The sequence below is a fragment of the Microbacterium hatanonis genome (genome assembly GCF_008017415.1).
GTDB lineage: Bacteria > Actinomycetota > Actinomycetes > Actinomycetales > Microbacteriaceae > Microbacterium > Microbacterium hatanonis.
Genome location: NZ_VRSV01000001.1, coordinates 1,690,384 through 1,703,381 on the forward strand (window position 1 = coordinate 1,690,384; position 12,998 = coordinate 1,703,381).

Genomic DNA, 12,998 nt, shown 5'->3' on the forward strand with positions numbered 1-12,998 from the left:
TCCCAGTGAACAGCAGTCACACCCGTCACGGCTATCCCCTTGCACTCGTCGGTGCGCACCGCACTAGCGTTGTGCCATGGCGGGCGGCGAGCAGACGGTGCGGATCGACGGCCGCCGCCTGCGCATCACGAACCTCGACAAGGTGCTCTATCCCGAGACGGGCACCACCAAGGGCGAGGTGATCGACTACTACAGTCGCGTCGCGCCGGTCCTGATCCCCCATGCCATCGGCCGTCCCGTCACGCGGAAGCGGTGGCCGGACGGCGTCGGCACCGACGACCACCCGGGGATGTCGTTCTTCGCGAAGGACCTCGAGGCCGGAGCACCGTCATGGATCGTTCGGCGCGCGATCGACCACTCCACCGGCGCGAAGGACTATCCGCTCGTCACGGAGCGCGCCACCCTGGTCTACCTCGCCCAGGTCGCCAGCCTCGAGCTGCACGTGCCGCAGTGGAGGTTCGCTCCCGACGGCGACAGGGGGCCGGCCGACCGTCTCGTGCTCGACCTCGACCCCGGACCCGGCACCGGACTCGCCGAGTGCGCCGAGGTCGCACGGTGGGCGAGGGCGATCCTCGGCGGCATGGGCCTCGAAGCTCTTCCGGTGACGAGCGGCAGCAAGGGGATCCACCTCTACGCACCGCTCCCGGGCGACCAGTCCAGCGACGCGATCACGGCGCTGGCGAAAGAGCTCGCGCGAGCGATCGAGGCCGACCACCCCGACCTCGTCATCAGCCAGATGTCCAAGGCCGCGCGCCCCGGCAAGGTCTTCATCGACTGGAGCCAGAACAACGGCGCGAAGACCACGATCGCCCCCTACTCCTTGCGTGGGGGCTCGCATCCGACGGTCGCCGCACCTCGCACGTGGGACGAGCTCGACGACCCCGCACTGCGCCACCTGCTGTTCGACGAGGTCCTCTCCCGCGTCGCGGACGCCGGCGACCCGATGGCCGACCTCGGCTTCCGCGCGGGTGCCCGGCATGCCGACACCGGTCCTCTGTCGGAGTACATCTCCATGCGCGCCGCCGGGAAGACGCCCGAACCGGTGCCGTCGAACCCGCTCGGGGCGACAGCATCCGAGGGCCTCCCCGTCTTCGTCATCCAGGAGCACCACGCCACGCGCCTGCACTGGGACCTCAGGCTCGAGCGAGACGGAGTGCTCGCGAGCTGGGCGGTGCCCAAGGGCGTGCCCCCGAGCGCGAGCCGCAACAACCTCGCGGTGCAGACCGAGGACCACCCGATGGAGTACGCCGCGTTCTCGGGCTCGATCCCGGCGGGCGAGTACGGCGCGGGCACGATGACGATCTGGGACGAGGGCCGCTACGAGCTCGAGAAGTGGCGCGACGACGAGATCATCTTCACCCTCGAGGGCCGTGCGGGTGGTCCTCTCGGACGCGTGCGCCTCGCGCTCATCCGCACCGACGGGGCCGGGGCGAAATCGACGTGGCTTCTGCATCGGATGAAGACGGATGCGGCGGGGCGGCCCCAGCCCGAAGGCCAACCCGTCGTGCCCATCGACGAGACAGAAGACGACGAGCAGCCGCTCGACCACGGACCGACGGAGCAGGCGACTCCCCCGGCTGCGGAACTCGCTCCCATGATCGCGACCGCGGCGACGCGCGGCCTGGCGCGCGACGCGGCACGGCGCTGGGCGATCGACGGTCACCCGTGGGTGGAGATGAAGTGGGACGGCGTCCGCGCCATCGGGCTGTGGGACGGATCGCGTCTGCGGCTGCGCGCCCGCAGCGGCGCCGACATCACCGCGAAGTACCCCGAGCTCAGCGCAGCCGACCTGGGGCTCGGGCCCGACCCCGCGGTCGTCGACGGCGAGATCGTCGCCCTCGACGAGAAGGGCCGTCCGAGCTTCCCGCTCCTGCAGGCGCGCATGAACCTGCAGAAGCCGCGCGAGATCGCTCGGGAGGCGCCCCGCACCCCGGTGAAGCTCTACCTGTTCGACGTGCTGTCGTTCCGCGGTGAGGACACCGCAGGGTCGCCCCTGGCCGAGCGCCGCCGCATCCTCGAGTCCCTCGCCGACCGGGCGCACGACCCGGTGGTGCTGCCCCCCGTCTTCGACGACCTCGACGCCGCCCTCGAGACGAGCGAGCTGTTCGGCCTCGAAGGAGTGATGCTGAAAGACCCTCGGTCGCGATACCGCCGCGGCGTGCGGTCGGAGGAGTGGCTCAAGGTCAAGCTCACCCGCACGCAGGAGGTCGTGATCGGCGGGATCCGCCCCGGCAAGGGCGGACGCTCGGGCTCGATCGGATCGTTGCTCGTCGGCATACCCGGACCCGCCGGCCTCGCCTACTCGGGGCGGGTCGGCTCGGGGTTCAGCGAGTCGACGATCGCCCGCCTCGAAGAGGTGCTGCTGCCGCTGCGCACCACCACGGTGCCCTTCGTCGACGTGCCGTCCGCCGACGCCTCCGATGCCCTGTGGGTGCGACCCCTGCTCGTCGGCGAGGTGGAGTTCGCGGAGTTCACGCCGGGCGGCATCCTCCGCCAGGCGCGCTGGCGGGGCCTCCGACCCGACAAGCGCCCCGACGAGGTCGTCCGCGAGTCGTGAGCTCAGGCGTGGCGGGCGTCATCGTGCTCGACGTGCCCCGCTGGCTCCAGCTGGAAGGTCGAGTGCTCGACGTCGAAGTGCGTCGCGAGGCACCCCTGCAGCTCGTGCAGGATGCCGCCGGCGCGACCGCCGCGGAAATCGTCGTCGTCGACGACGACGTGGGCGCTCATGACCGGGGCGCCCCGGGTGAGCTGCCAGACGTGCACGTCGTGGACATCGACGACCCCGGGGGTCGAGAGGATGTGCTGGCGGATCTCGCTCACCTGCATCCCCTTCGGCGTCCCCTCGCTGAGCACCGAGGCGACCTCGCGCAGCAGACCGATGGCGCGCGGCACGATCATGGCGGCGATGAGGAGCGATGCGACGGCGTCGGCCTGCATCCACCCGGTGAAGAGGATCACGACCGCGGCGATGATGACCGCCGCCGACCCGAGCAGGTCGCCCAGCACCTCGAGGTACGCGCCGCGTACGTTGATGCTGCGCTTCTGCGCCGAGCTCAACAGCCACATCGCGACCGCGTTGGCGAGGAGTCCGATGACGGCGACGATGAGCATGAGCCCGCCGGTCACTTCGGCGTCGGCGGGTTTGAGGAGGCGTCGCACACCCTCGACCGCGACCCAGACCGCCAGCACGATGAGGATCACTCCGTTGACGAGGGCTCCCGCCACCTCCGCGCGCTGATAGCCGAAGGTTCGACGATCGTTGGCCGGGCGTGCCGCCACGGCGCTGGCGATCAGCGCGATGACGAGGGCCGCGGCATCCGTGAACATGTGCACGGCGTCGGCCAGCAGCGCGAGCGAGCCCGACAGGACGGCGCCGACGATCTGCACGACCATGACGATCGCGGTGATCGACAGCGACAGCGCGAGGAGTCGCCGATTGCTGGCGCCTCGGAGGCCGCCGCTCGGGCTCGCGTGATCGTGCATGCTCCCAGGCTAGGGCCGGCGCACCCCGGTCAGGCGGACTTCGGCGCTGTCGGGAACGATCCTGATTCTCAGTCCGGCACGACCGCCGCGGCGGCCTGTGCGTGGTGCTGGCCGCCCGTCTCGGGAAGGCTGATGCCCGCGTGGCCTCGGCGGGCCTGGATGCGTCGCTCGGCGTGCAGCGCCGGATACGTCCCGAGCAGCACGACCATCGGCGTGAGAAGGCGCACGTCGTGGATGCCGTGGAGACGGTAGGTGCGCTCGAATCGCTCGACGTAGAAGCGGAAATCGCGCGGGCTGTCGTCGAGACGGCGGGCCGACATGCCGGCGACCATCGCCGAGACGTACCCGACCTTGAAGCCGTTCTTCACGAGGTGCACCGAGAGGTCGAGGTCCTCGTGCATGAGGTCGTCGCGGTCGGCGCACACGTCGTCGCGAACGCCCAGCCACGCCTTCTTGGTCAACGCCATGTTGCTGCCGAAGAGGAAGACGTATTCGCCGGCGAGCTTCACCTGCAGGCGGCGGAACGCGTCGTCAGCCTGATGCCCGAACCCGCGCAGCGGCATGTCGTAGTACTCGACCGAGCCGGAGGCGGCGTCGAAGTCACCGGTGGCGAAGGCCCCCTTCACCTGCTCCACCCAGTCGGCCGCGAGGGCGGAGTCGGCGTCGATCCGTCCGATCACGTCACCGGTGGCCGCGTCGAACCCGGCATTGCGGGTGGGCGTGATCCCCTGCTCGGCGTCCTGACGGACGAGCCGGATGTTCGCCTCGGGGAACGCGACGCTCATCGCCTCCACGATGTCGGCCGTGCGGTCGGTGGAGCGGTTGTCGACGACGACGATCTCCTCGGCGGCGACCGTCTGCTCGATCGCGGCGAGCAGACAGTGCCGGATCGTCTCCTCCTCGTTGTAGGCGGGGATGACGATCGAGACGGTGGGGGTCGCAGCCATGTTCAGACCGTAGCGGAAACGCTCGGGTGCGGCACCGGCCCGCCGAGACGACAGCCACTCGCCGAGGCGACATCTCCTTCACGCCGGGATGATGTCGACTCGGCGAGAAGACGTCGATTCGACGCCGGTATCAGAGCGCAGCGAGCAGGGGCGCCAGCGCTTCGAACGCGCGGGCGCGGTGCGAGGCCGCGTTCTTCTCGGCCGCGCTCCACTCGCCCACCGTGCGCTCGGCGGCGGGGTCCTGGCCGTCGGGCACGAAGATCGGGTCGTATCCGAATCCGCCGTCTCCGGATGCTTCGGATGCCAGCCGTCCCGGCCACACGCCCTCCACCACGTGCTCGGGGCCGTTAGGCACGACGAGCGCGATCGTGGAGACGAACTGCGCGGTGCGGTGGGGATCGGCCACGTCGGAGAGCTGATCGAGCAGCAGGCGCAGGTTCGCCCCGGCGTCTTTGGCGTGCCCCGCCCAATACGCCGAGAACACGCCGGGCGAACCGCCCAGCACATCGACGCTCACCCCGGAGTCGTCTGCGAGGGCTGGAAGACCGGTGTGCGCTGCGGCCGCGCGAGCCTTGATGAGCGCGTTGGCGGCGAACGTGACCCCGTCCTCGACCGGCTCGGGGCCGTCGTAGCCCACGACCTCGAGGTCAGGTCGCACCCGCGCGACGATCCCGGCGAACTCCTCCACCTTGTGCGGGTTGTGCGTCGCGAGCACGACCCGGCGCACCTGCCCCTCAGCGCTCAAGGGACGTCTCCAAGGCGGCCGTCTGGATGTCGCGCAGGTCGCCGCATCCGTTCACTCCCAGCTCGAGCAGACGGTCGAGCTCGGCCTTGTCGAACGGAGCGCCCTCGGCCGTGCCCTGCACCTCGACGAACAGGCCACGACCGGTGACGACGACGTTCATGTCGGTCTCGGCACGCACGTCCTCGACGTAGGCGAGGTCGAGCATGGGCGTCTGGTCGACGATCCCCACCGAGATGGCCGAGACCGAGTCGAACAGCACCTCCGAGCGCTGCGCGATGAACTTCTTGCGGCGTCCCCACTCGATCGCGTCGGCCAGCGCGACGTATGCCCCCGTGATCGCGGCGGTGCGGGTGCCGCCGTCGGCCTGCAGCACGTCGCAGTCGATGACGATCGTGTTCTCGCCGAGCGCCTTGGTGTCTACGACGGCACGGAGCGCCCGACCGATCAGGCGGGAGATCTCGTGCGTGCGTCCGCCGATCTTGCCCTTGATGCTCTCGCGGTCGTTGCGCGAATTGGTCGCGCGGGGCAGCATCGCATACTCGGCCGTCACCCAGCCCTTGCCCTTGCCGGTGAGCCAGCGCGGCACGCCGTTCGTGAACGACGCGGTGCACAGCACGCGGGTGTTGCCGAAACTGATGAGCGCGGAACCCTCGGCGTGGGCCGACCAGCCGCGCTCGATCGTGACCGGACGGAGCTGGTCGAGAGCGCGCCCGTCGGCGCGGGTGGTGTCGGTCATTCGGTTCTCCTCAGGATAGGAATGTCACGCTGTCCGGCATGGTCGGTGGATGCGGCGACTCAGCGTCGCGGCAGGTCGCCGGTTGACGATGTCGACGGCGAACGGTGGTCACGGGAAGCCTTTCCGGACATGATGACCGGGATCGTTCCCGTCTGCACGAGCTGCACCTCGGTGACCTCGCGTCCCATGAGGCGATGGGCGAGATCGAGGAACTCGTCGGCGGATGCGCCGGTGGCCTCGTACACGTGGGTGGGTGTCGAATCGGGACCGGCGAGGAGATCGCGGCTCACGAGCTGCCGGTACACGTCCTTCGCCGTCTCGGTATCGCTGGAGACCAGGCTGACGTCGGGACCCATGACGTAGGAGATCGCGCCCTCGAGGAACGGGTAGTGCGTGCAGCCGAGAACGAGGGTGTCGACGCCGGCGTGGCGCAGCGGCGCCAGGTACCCCTCCGCCGTGGCGAGCACCTCGGGCGACTGGGTCACCCCCGCCTCGACGAACTCCACGAACCTCGGGCACGCCTCGGCGAAGACCGTCAGGCGTTCGTTCACCTCCAGCATGTCCTGGTACGCGCCCGACCCGATCGTGCCGGCGGTGCCGATCACTCCGATACGGCCGTTGCGGGTCGTGGACATCGCGGTGCGCACGGCCGGTCCGATGACCTCCACGACCGGCACGTCGTACCGCTCGCGGGCGTCGCGCAGCATCGCCGCCGAGGCGGTGTTGCACGCGATGACCAGCATCTTCACGCCCTGGTCGACGAGCGTGTCGAGCACCTCGAGCGAATAGCGCCTCACGTCGGCGATGGGCTTCGGCCCGTAGGGCGAACGCGCCGTGTCGCCAATGTAGCGGATCGACTCGCGCGGCAGCTGCGCCGAGATCGCCCGGGCGACGGTGAGACCGCCCACTCCGGAGTCGAAGATCCCGATCGGTGCGTCGTCCACGGGAACCCAGCCTACCCGTCGACTCCGGCGCCCCGTCGGCGCGCGGGTATGGTGGCCGGATGAGCGCTCGTACGGCCCTGCACACCGACCGCTACGAGCTCACGATGCTCGACGCCGCACTTCGCGACGGCACCGCCGATCGGCGCTGCGTCTTCGAGGTCTTCGCCCGCCGGCTCTCCGGGGGACGACGGTTCGGCGTCGTCGCCGGAACGGGGCGTCTGCTGTCGCTGCTGCGCGACTTCCGCTTCGGCGACGAGGAACTGCGCTTCCTGAGGGACGAGAGGGTCGTGGGAGCCAGCACCCTCGACTATCTCGCCGACTATCGATTTACCGGCACCATCAGCGGCTACCGGGAGGGCGAGCTCTACTTCCCAGGCTCGCCGATCCTCGAGATCGAGGGCACCTTCGCGGAGGCCGTGCTGCTGGAGACCCTCGCGCTGTCGGTGCTGAACCACGATTCCGCGGTCGCCACCGCCGCCGCGCGCATGAGCATCGCCGCCGGTGACCGCCCGCTCGCTGAGATGGGCTCCCGACGCGCGGGCGAGCAGTCGGCCCTCGCCGCGGCCCGCGCGGCGTACATCGCAGGGTTCGGCGCGACCAGCAACCTCGCGGCGGGGCTTCGGTGGGGAATCCCGACGATGGGCACGGCAGCGCATTCCTGGACCCTGCTGCACGACACCGAGGAAGAGGCGTTCCGCTCCCAGGTCGCCGCCCTCGGCCCCGGCACGACTCTGCTCGTCGACACCTACGACATCCCCACCGGCGTCGAGACCGCCGTCCGCGTGGCCGGCCCCGACCTCGGGGGCGTGCGCATCGACTCCGGAGACCTGCCCACGGTCGCCGCGCAGGTGCGGGAACTCCTCGACGACCTCGGAGCGACGAAGACCCGGATCACGGTGACCAGCGATCTCGACGAGTTCGCCATCGCCGCGCTCGCGGCCTCCCCCGTCGACGCGTACGGGGTGGGAACGTCGGTCGTGACCGGCTCGGGTACACCGACCGCCGGCATGGTCTACAAACTCGTCGCGCGGCAGGACTCCGACGGCGGGTGGGTGTCGGTGGCGAAGCGCTCGGCCGACAAGGCGAGCGCGGGTGGCCGCAAGGCCGCCTTCCGCACTCTCGACGACGGCGCTGCGACGAGCGAGCTGATCGTCGTCTCCGACGGGTTCGAGAAGATCGCGGATGCTGCGTCGCATCCCTCCGCTCGTGGACTGCACGTGCCCCTGGTGGTCGGCGGGGAGATCGACGAGGCGGCGGAGGGACCGGCCGGAGTCGCCACCGCCCGCGCACATCACCTGCGCGTGCGCGAAGAGCTACCGGTGCGCGGTCTGGCGCTCAGCCGTTCAGAGCCGGCGATCCCGACCGTCTTCGCCGAGGCCGGCTGACGCTACTTCGTCAGGTTCTCGTAGATCTCTTTGCAGGTCGGGCAGACGGGGAACTTCTCGGGATCGCGTCCCGGGGTCCACTTCTTGCCGCAGAGCGCACGCACCGGCTTACCGGTGATCGCCGACTCGAGGATCTTGTCCTTCTTGACGTAGTGCGAGAACCGCTCGTGATCGCCGGGCTCGATGCTCTCCTCGCGGATGAGCTCCTCGAGTTCACGGTCGAGGGTCGCCAGACCCCCCTGGTCAGGACTGTCGAGAGGCGTGCTCATAGAGTGCCAGTGTAGTCGGGAGGTCCCTCCCCGGGGCCTGTCACGTCGACTCCGCGAACTCCATCAGTCGACTGCCCCGTCGCTGGAACACGGCCGCTCCGACCGTCACCCCGAGAACGAGCACCACCACACCCGCACCGATGCCCGCCCACATCGACGGCACCGCGAAGGAGACGTCGCGGGTGAGCGCGAGCCAGCCCCACCACAGGGCGGGACCGGCGGCCAGGATCGAACCGAGCAGCACGAGGCCCTGCGCCATCGCCCCCGATCCGGCGCGCTGCGGCTGCTGGAACGGGCTGTCCCCTGGCCGGGACACGGCGTACGGGGCCAGGGCGGAGGTGATGCTCGACAGGCCGAGCCCCGCGAGGAAGAGCGCCGCGCACACCCCGACCATCGCGGGAAGCAGCGCCCACCGACCGTGGAGGGCGACGGCGACGGGTATCGCGATGGCGAGGATCGGAACGCCCACGAAGAGCATCGGCACGAGACGGCCGATGCGGTCGGACGATCCGCGGACCGCGCTGGCGAGATGCATCCACACGGCGGTCGAGTCGTACGCCAGGTCGTTGTGCGGGAGCCACCCGAAGAAGAGCGCCATGATCGGCACCGGAACGAGCACCGCGATCTCGAAGGGCACGCCTGCGACGACGAGCGGCACGACCGCGAGCACCGCGGCGACCGGGACGACGACGATATTGACCAGGTACCGGCGGTCGCGCAGCCAATAGACCAGGCTTCGGGCCGCGATCGCTCCTCCGGGCGTTCCCGGTGCGACGGCGAACCAGCCGAGGCCGCCGCGCTCGCGGACCGCCACGGGGCGCTCCGTGGTGGTGAGGGCGCGGGTCACCAGCGCCACCCATGCGGCGGCGAGAGCGACGAGGGTGGCCAGCATCACCACGGCGCCCCAGACGACGGCCGCCGGTTGCGACGCGGACGGCAGCGCCCACGCGGCACCCACCGGGGTGAATCCGAGAACGGCGACGGCCTCGCTCAGCTGCGGCGGTACCTGCCCGCGCCACTCGAGTGACGCCAGGAAGACACCGACCGGTACCACGACGACCAGGATGCCGACGAGGAACATGCCCGACAGCTCGCGCGACCGGCGCTCGCGAAGCACGAGCGCGGCCACGGCCATGCTCACACGCGCGGCGAGCACGCACGTCACGACGCCGGCGACGGCCGAGACGACGGCGACGAACGACGACGCTCCCTGCGCGGTCCACGCGGCCGCCGCGCACATCGACAGCGCGATGAGCACGAGACTGGGCACGCTGATGAGGCCGGCCAGGGCGAGTACCGCCGCCAGCGGGCGAGGAGCGAGACCGAGCACCGCGAACCGGCGCGGGTCGAGCGGGTCGGCCGCACCGGTCACGAGCGGCGCGACGAAGAAACCGAGGGTCACCGCGGAGCCGGCGAAGACGAGCACGGCCGCGATCGCCGTCTCGGACGCATCGGCGAGGCTGAGCACCGCCAACGCCCCCACGACCGTCGCGACGACGAGCAGGACGAGGCCGATGCTCACCCGGATGGCGTGCCGACGGTCGCCCCGGAGGGCGCCGATCATCGTGGCGATCCTCAGTCGGAGAACGTGTGCAACCACTCCAGGCCTTCCATGTCGCCCAGGCCACCAGCGAGTTCGAGGAACCGCTGCTCGAGAGTCGACTCGCCGCGGACCTCCTCGACCGTTCCCTCGGCGAGCACCTGGCCGGAGACGATGACCGCCACCCCGGAGCAGACCCGTTCGACGAGCTCCATGCCGTGGCTGGAGAGGATCACCGTGCCGCCGTGAGAGACGTAGGTGGCGAGGATGTCGAGGATGACCGCGCTCGAGACCGGGTCGACGGCCTCGAAGGGCTCGTCGAGCACCAGGAGGCGAGGCGAATGGATCATCGCGCCGGCGAGCATCACCTTCTTCGTCATACCCGCCGAGTAGTCGGAGACCGACCGACCGAGCGCACTCGTGAGGTCGAACGCCCGCGCGAGATCGGTCGTGCGCGACTCCACGACGGCCGACGGAAGGCCTCGGAGCACTCCGTAGTAGTACAGCAGCTGACGGCCGGTGAGGCGGTCGAAGGTGCGCAGCCGATCGGGAAGAACGCCCATCAGCTTCTTCGTCGCCGCACTCTTCCGAGACACGTCGATGCCGCCGATCGTGATGGTGCCGGCGTCGGGGCGCAGAAGACCGGCGATCATCGAGAGGGTCGTCGTCTTGCCGGCACCGTTCGGACCGACCAGCCCGTAGAACGAGCCCGCGGGAACCGTCAGATCGATGCCGTCGACGGCACGCGTGTCGCCGAAGACCTTGGTCACGCCGCGCAGCTGGAGTGCGGGGACCGCGGGCTCCGCGTCCGAGACGAGGGCGTCGTCGGGCTCGGTCACGATCGCGGCGGGGGCGAGAGCCGTCCCATCGTCGTCCGCGACGGCGGCCTCGTCGGCGAGATCGTCGGATGCGTCGGTGGCCGAGGGCTCGGGAGCCGCCTCGGTCTCGACGACCGAATCCTCCGGCGAGCTGGGCGCGGGAACCAGCTCGGCGATGGGCTCGACCTCGGGGCCGGCGAGTTCGGGCTCCGCGCTCGCGACACTTTCAGCCGTGTCGTCCGCGTCGACGGGCTCGGACGTGACGCCCGGCTCCGGCGCGGAATCGGCCTCGATGGGCTCGGCATCGACGACAGGCTCGGGCTCGACATCGTCGCCGACGGACTCGACCTCGACGACAGGCTCAGGCTCGGCGTCCACGACCGCCACGGGCACGGCGACGGGCTCAGGGTCGACCTCGACCTCGACAACAGGCTCAGGCTCATCGTCCACGACCGCCACGGACTCCGCGACAGGCTCAGGCTCAGGCTCGACCTCGGCCACGGGCTCTGCATCGACGACAGGCTCGGCGGGTTCCTCGGCGGACTCGGCCGGCTCCTTCTCGACCGCCGGCGCAACGCTCGGCTCGGTGTCGGTGGCGACGGCCGGCTCCGCATCGACGACCTCGGAGCGATCCGATTCGATCGTGGTCGCGAAGGTGTCGTCGACGGGTGGCGACGTCTTGGAGGACCTCGGACCCGCGGCCGCCGTCAGGTCTGCCGGCAGCGGTGGGACGGGGGGCAGCGGCGGCTTCGGCGGCACGACGATGTCGGTGGGCAGAGGCGGCGGCGGACCGGGATCGACCGGAGTCGCCGGCGGCTTCAGGGTCGCGCGCTGAGGCTTCGACGCCGGCGTGCGCCGCGGCGTCTTCGCCTTGTTCGCCGACGAGCTCCGCGCGGGTCGCGGCGACGTGGGCTTGGCCCGCGGGGCGCGCGGTTTGGGGGCCGCGACCGGTTGATCGTCGCGACCGTCGACGCTCTGGTCTCCGGCCTCTTCGGCCGGTGACTCGAACGGGTTCGGCAGCGATGCTGTCATCGGTCCAAACTACCAAGGGTCGGGGCCGCCTCCTGCCGCGAATGTCATGGGTGTCCGGTACTCATGCGCAACCCCCCAGCCTCTTTACGGGCCGCATTCGTAGGATCGTGCAGGTGAGCGACAAGGTGCATCGAATCCACTCGCTGCCCGGTGACGCGCCCTGGGACGGCGGCCTTCCCCCGGTCGGTTCCCCGGAGCATCCCCGAACCATCCGCGCGCTCGACCGTGTGCTGGCGATCCAGCGCCCCGTCGTGCTGGCGCATCTGCGCAGCATCCGTCTGCGCCACCCCGAGGCGTCGACCCTCGGGATCGTGCGCATCCTCGAGCGTCGTTATCTCGCCGCCGTCACGACGGGCGGAGCCGCGGTCGGCGCGACCGCGGTCGTGCCCGGCATCGGCACCGGCGTGACCCTCGCCCTCAGCGGCGTGGAGACGCTCGGATTCCTCGAATCGACGGCGCTCTTCGCGCAATCGATCGCCGAGGTGCACGGAGTCGCCGTCGAAGACCCCGAGCGCGCTCGCGCGCTCGTGCTCACCCTGATGCTGGGCCGCGAAGGTGTCGACCTGCTCGCCCAGTTGGCCGGACAGGCGTCCGGTCGAGGCCCCGATCGCTCGGGGTACTGGGGGCAGATGATCACGAAGACGCTCCCCCGCGCGGCCATCGGTCCACTCGTCGATCGTCTCAAGACGACGTTCGTGCACCAGTTCGCGGCCCGTGGCGGGGCATCGTTCCTCGGCAAGGCCCTCCCGTTCGGCGTGGGGGCGGTCGTCGGCGGCGCGGGCAACCACATCCTCGGACGGCGCGTGCTCGTCGGTTCACGGCGGGCGTTCGGTCCTCCCCCGGTCACCGTCCCCGCCGACATCGAGCCCAGGCCGGGCGCGAAGCGGGTCGAGCACTCGGCAGCCAGCGGCGTGGCACGGGTGGGCGGCGCCATCGCGGGGGCTGCGGGAAGCACCGCCCGCGGAATCGGATCGGTCGGTCGGCGAGCGGTCCCCCGCCGGAAGCGCAAAGAGATTGAATCGACGACCTCGGCGAAGGCCGACACCGCCGTCGACACTGCTGCATCACCGGAGAACACCGACGAAAGGTAGCCCCGCCC

General features: G+C 70.7%; 11 protein-coding genes. 3 read left to right on the top strand and 8 right to left on the bottom strand.

Annotation, left to right across the window (positions count from 1 at the left end):
- Positions 1-76: 76 nt before the first annotated feature.
- The gene (locus tag FVP77_RS08235; protein WP_147894035.1) at positions 77-2,557 is read left to right on the top strand and encodes an ATP-dependent DNA ligase; all 2,481 of its coding nucleotides are present in this window, start codon (positions 77-79) and stop codon (positions 2,555-2,557) included.
- Between the two features lie 2 nt (positions 2,558-2,559).
- Here the strand turns inward: FVP77_RS08235 and FVP77_RS08240 are convergent, their stop codons facing one another.
- The 5 genes from FVP77_RS08240 to murI form a co-directional block, all read right to left on the bottom strand.
- A complete protein-coding gene (locus FVP77_RS08240) occupies positions 2,560-3,483 on the bottom strand; it encodes a cation diffusion facilitator family transporter (protein WP_147894036.1) in 924 nt (307 codons plus the stop codon).
- A 68-nt stretch (positions 3,484-3,551) separates the two neighbouring features.
- On the bottom strand, positions 3,552-4,430 hold the full coding sequence (locus tag FVP77_RS08245) for a glycosyltransferase family 2 protein (RefSeq protein ID WP_147894037.1): 879 nt from the start codon (positions 4,428-4,430) through the stop codon (positions 3,552-3,554).
- A gap of 130 nt (positions 4,431-4,560) precedes the next feature.
- On the bottom strand, positions 4,561-5,157 hold the full coding sequence (gene rdgB / locus FVP77_RS08250; protein ID WP_147894497.1) for an RdgB/HAM1 family non-canonical purine NTP pyrophosphatase: 597 nt from the start codon (positions 5,155-5,157) through the stop codon (positions 4,561-4,563).
- 7 nt (positions 5,158-5,164) lie between these two features.
- Complete coding sequence (gene rph / locus FVP77_RS08255) at positions 5,165-5,911, bottom strand: ribonuclease PH (RefSeq protein WP_147894038.1); 747 nt, start codon at positions 5,909-5,911, stop codon at positions 5,165-5,167.
- Between the two features lie 59 nt (positions 5,912-5,970).
- Positions 5,971-6,855 (bottom strand): glutamate racemase, encoded by an 885-nt coding sequence (murI, locus tag FVP77_RS08260; RefSeq protein ID WP_147894039.1) that lies wholly within the window; start codon positions 6,853-6,855, stop codon positions 5,971-5,973.
- A gap of 59 nt (positions 6,856-6,914) precedes the next feature.
- On the opposite strand from murI, the gene FVP77_RS08265 reads away from it, so the two are divergent.
- Entirely contained in the window at positions 6,915-8,240 is a 1,326-nt protein-coding gene (locus FVP77_RS08265; RefSeq protein WP_147894040.1) for a nicotinate phosphoribosyltransferase, read from the top strand.
- 2 nt (positions 8,241-8,242) lie between these two features.
- Here the strand turns inward: FVP77_RS08265 and FVP77_RS08270 are convergent, their stop codons facing one another.
- Genes FVP77_RS08270 through FVP77_RS17210 form a run of 3 tightly spaced genes read right to left on the bottom strand, consistent with a single transcriptional unit; the run spans position 8,243 to position 11,899 of the window.
- Entirely contained in the window at positions 8,243-8,509 is a 267-nt protein-coding gene (locus tag FVP77_RS08270) for a DUF3039 domain-containing protein (protein WP_147894041.1), read from the bottom strand.
- Positions 8,510-8,549: 40 nt separating this feature from the next.
- Positions 8,550-10,073, bottom strand: a complete 1,524-nt coding sequence (locus FVP77_RS08275; protein ID WP_246134019.1) for a hypothetical protein — start codon at positions 10,071-10,073, stop codon at positions 8,550-8,552.
- A gap of 11 nt (positions 10,074-10,084) precedes the next feature.
- Positions 10,085-11,899 (bottom strand): ABC transporter ATP-binding protein, encoded by a 1,815-nt coding sequence (locus tag FVP77_RS17210; protein WP_147894043.1) that lies wholly within the window; start codon positions 11,897-11,899, stop codon positions 10,085-10,087.
- A 113-nt stretch (positions 11,900-12,012) separates the two neighbouring features.
- Here FVP77_RS17210 and FVP77_RS08285 point away from each other — a divergent pair, with 113 nt between their 5' ends.
- Positions 12,013-12,990 carry a hypothetical protein gene (locus tag FVP77_RS08285; RefSeq protein WP_147894044.1) on the top strand — a complete coding sequence of 326 codons (978 nt, stop codon included), beginning with the start codon at positions 12,013-12,015 and terminating at the stop codon, positions 12,988-12,990.
- Positions 12,991-12,998 lie beyond the last annotated feature (8 nt).

What these genes read in the sequence shown, in the direction of transcription:
- FVP77_RS08235 (WP_147894035.1), top strand. Translation starts at nt 77, where the DNA reads ATGGCGGGCGGCGAGCAGACGGTGCGGATCGACGGCCGCCGCCTGCGC.
- FVP77_RS08240 (WP_147894036.1), bottom strand. Translation starts at nt 3,483, where the DNA reads ATGCACGATCACGCGAGCCCGAGCGGCGGCCTCCGAGGCGCCAGCAAT.
- FVP77_RS08245 (WP_147894037.1), bottom strand. Translation starts at nt 4,430, where the DNA reads ATGGCTGCGACCCCCACCGTCTCGATCGTCATCCCCGCCTACAACGAG.
- rph (WP_147894038.1), bottom strand. Translation starts at nt 5,911, where the DNA reads ATGACCGACACCACCCGCGCCGACGGGCGCGCTCTCGACCAGCTCCGT.
- FVP77_RS08265 (WP_147894040.1), top strand. Translation starts at nt 6,915, where the DNA reads ATGAGCGCTCGTACGGCCCTGCACACCGACCGCTACGAGCTCACGATG.
- FVP77_RS08270 (WP_147894041.1), bottom strand. Translation starts at nt 8,509, where the DNA reads ATGAGCACGCCTCTCGACAGTCCTGACCAGGGGGGTCTGGCGACCCTC.
- FVP77_RS08275 (WP_246134019.1), bottom strand. Translation starts at nt 10,073, where the DNA reads ATGATCGGCGCCCTCCGGGGCGACCGTCGGCACGCCATCCGGGTGAGC.
- FVP77_RS17210 (WP_147894043.1), bottom strand. Translation starts at nt 11,899, where the DNA reads ATGACAGCATCGCTGCCGAACCCGTTCGAGTCACCGGCCGAAGAGGCC.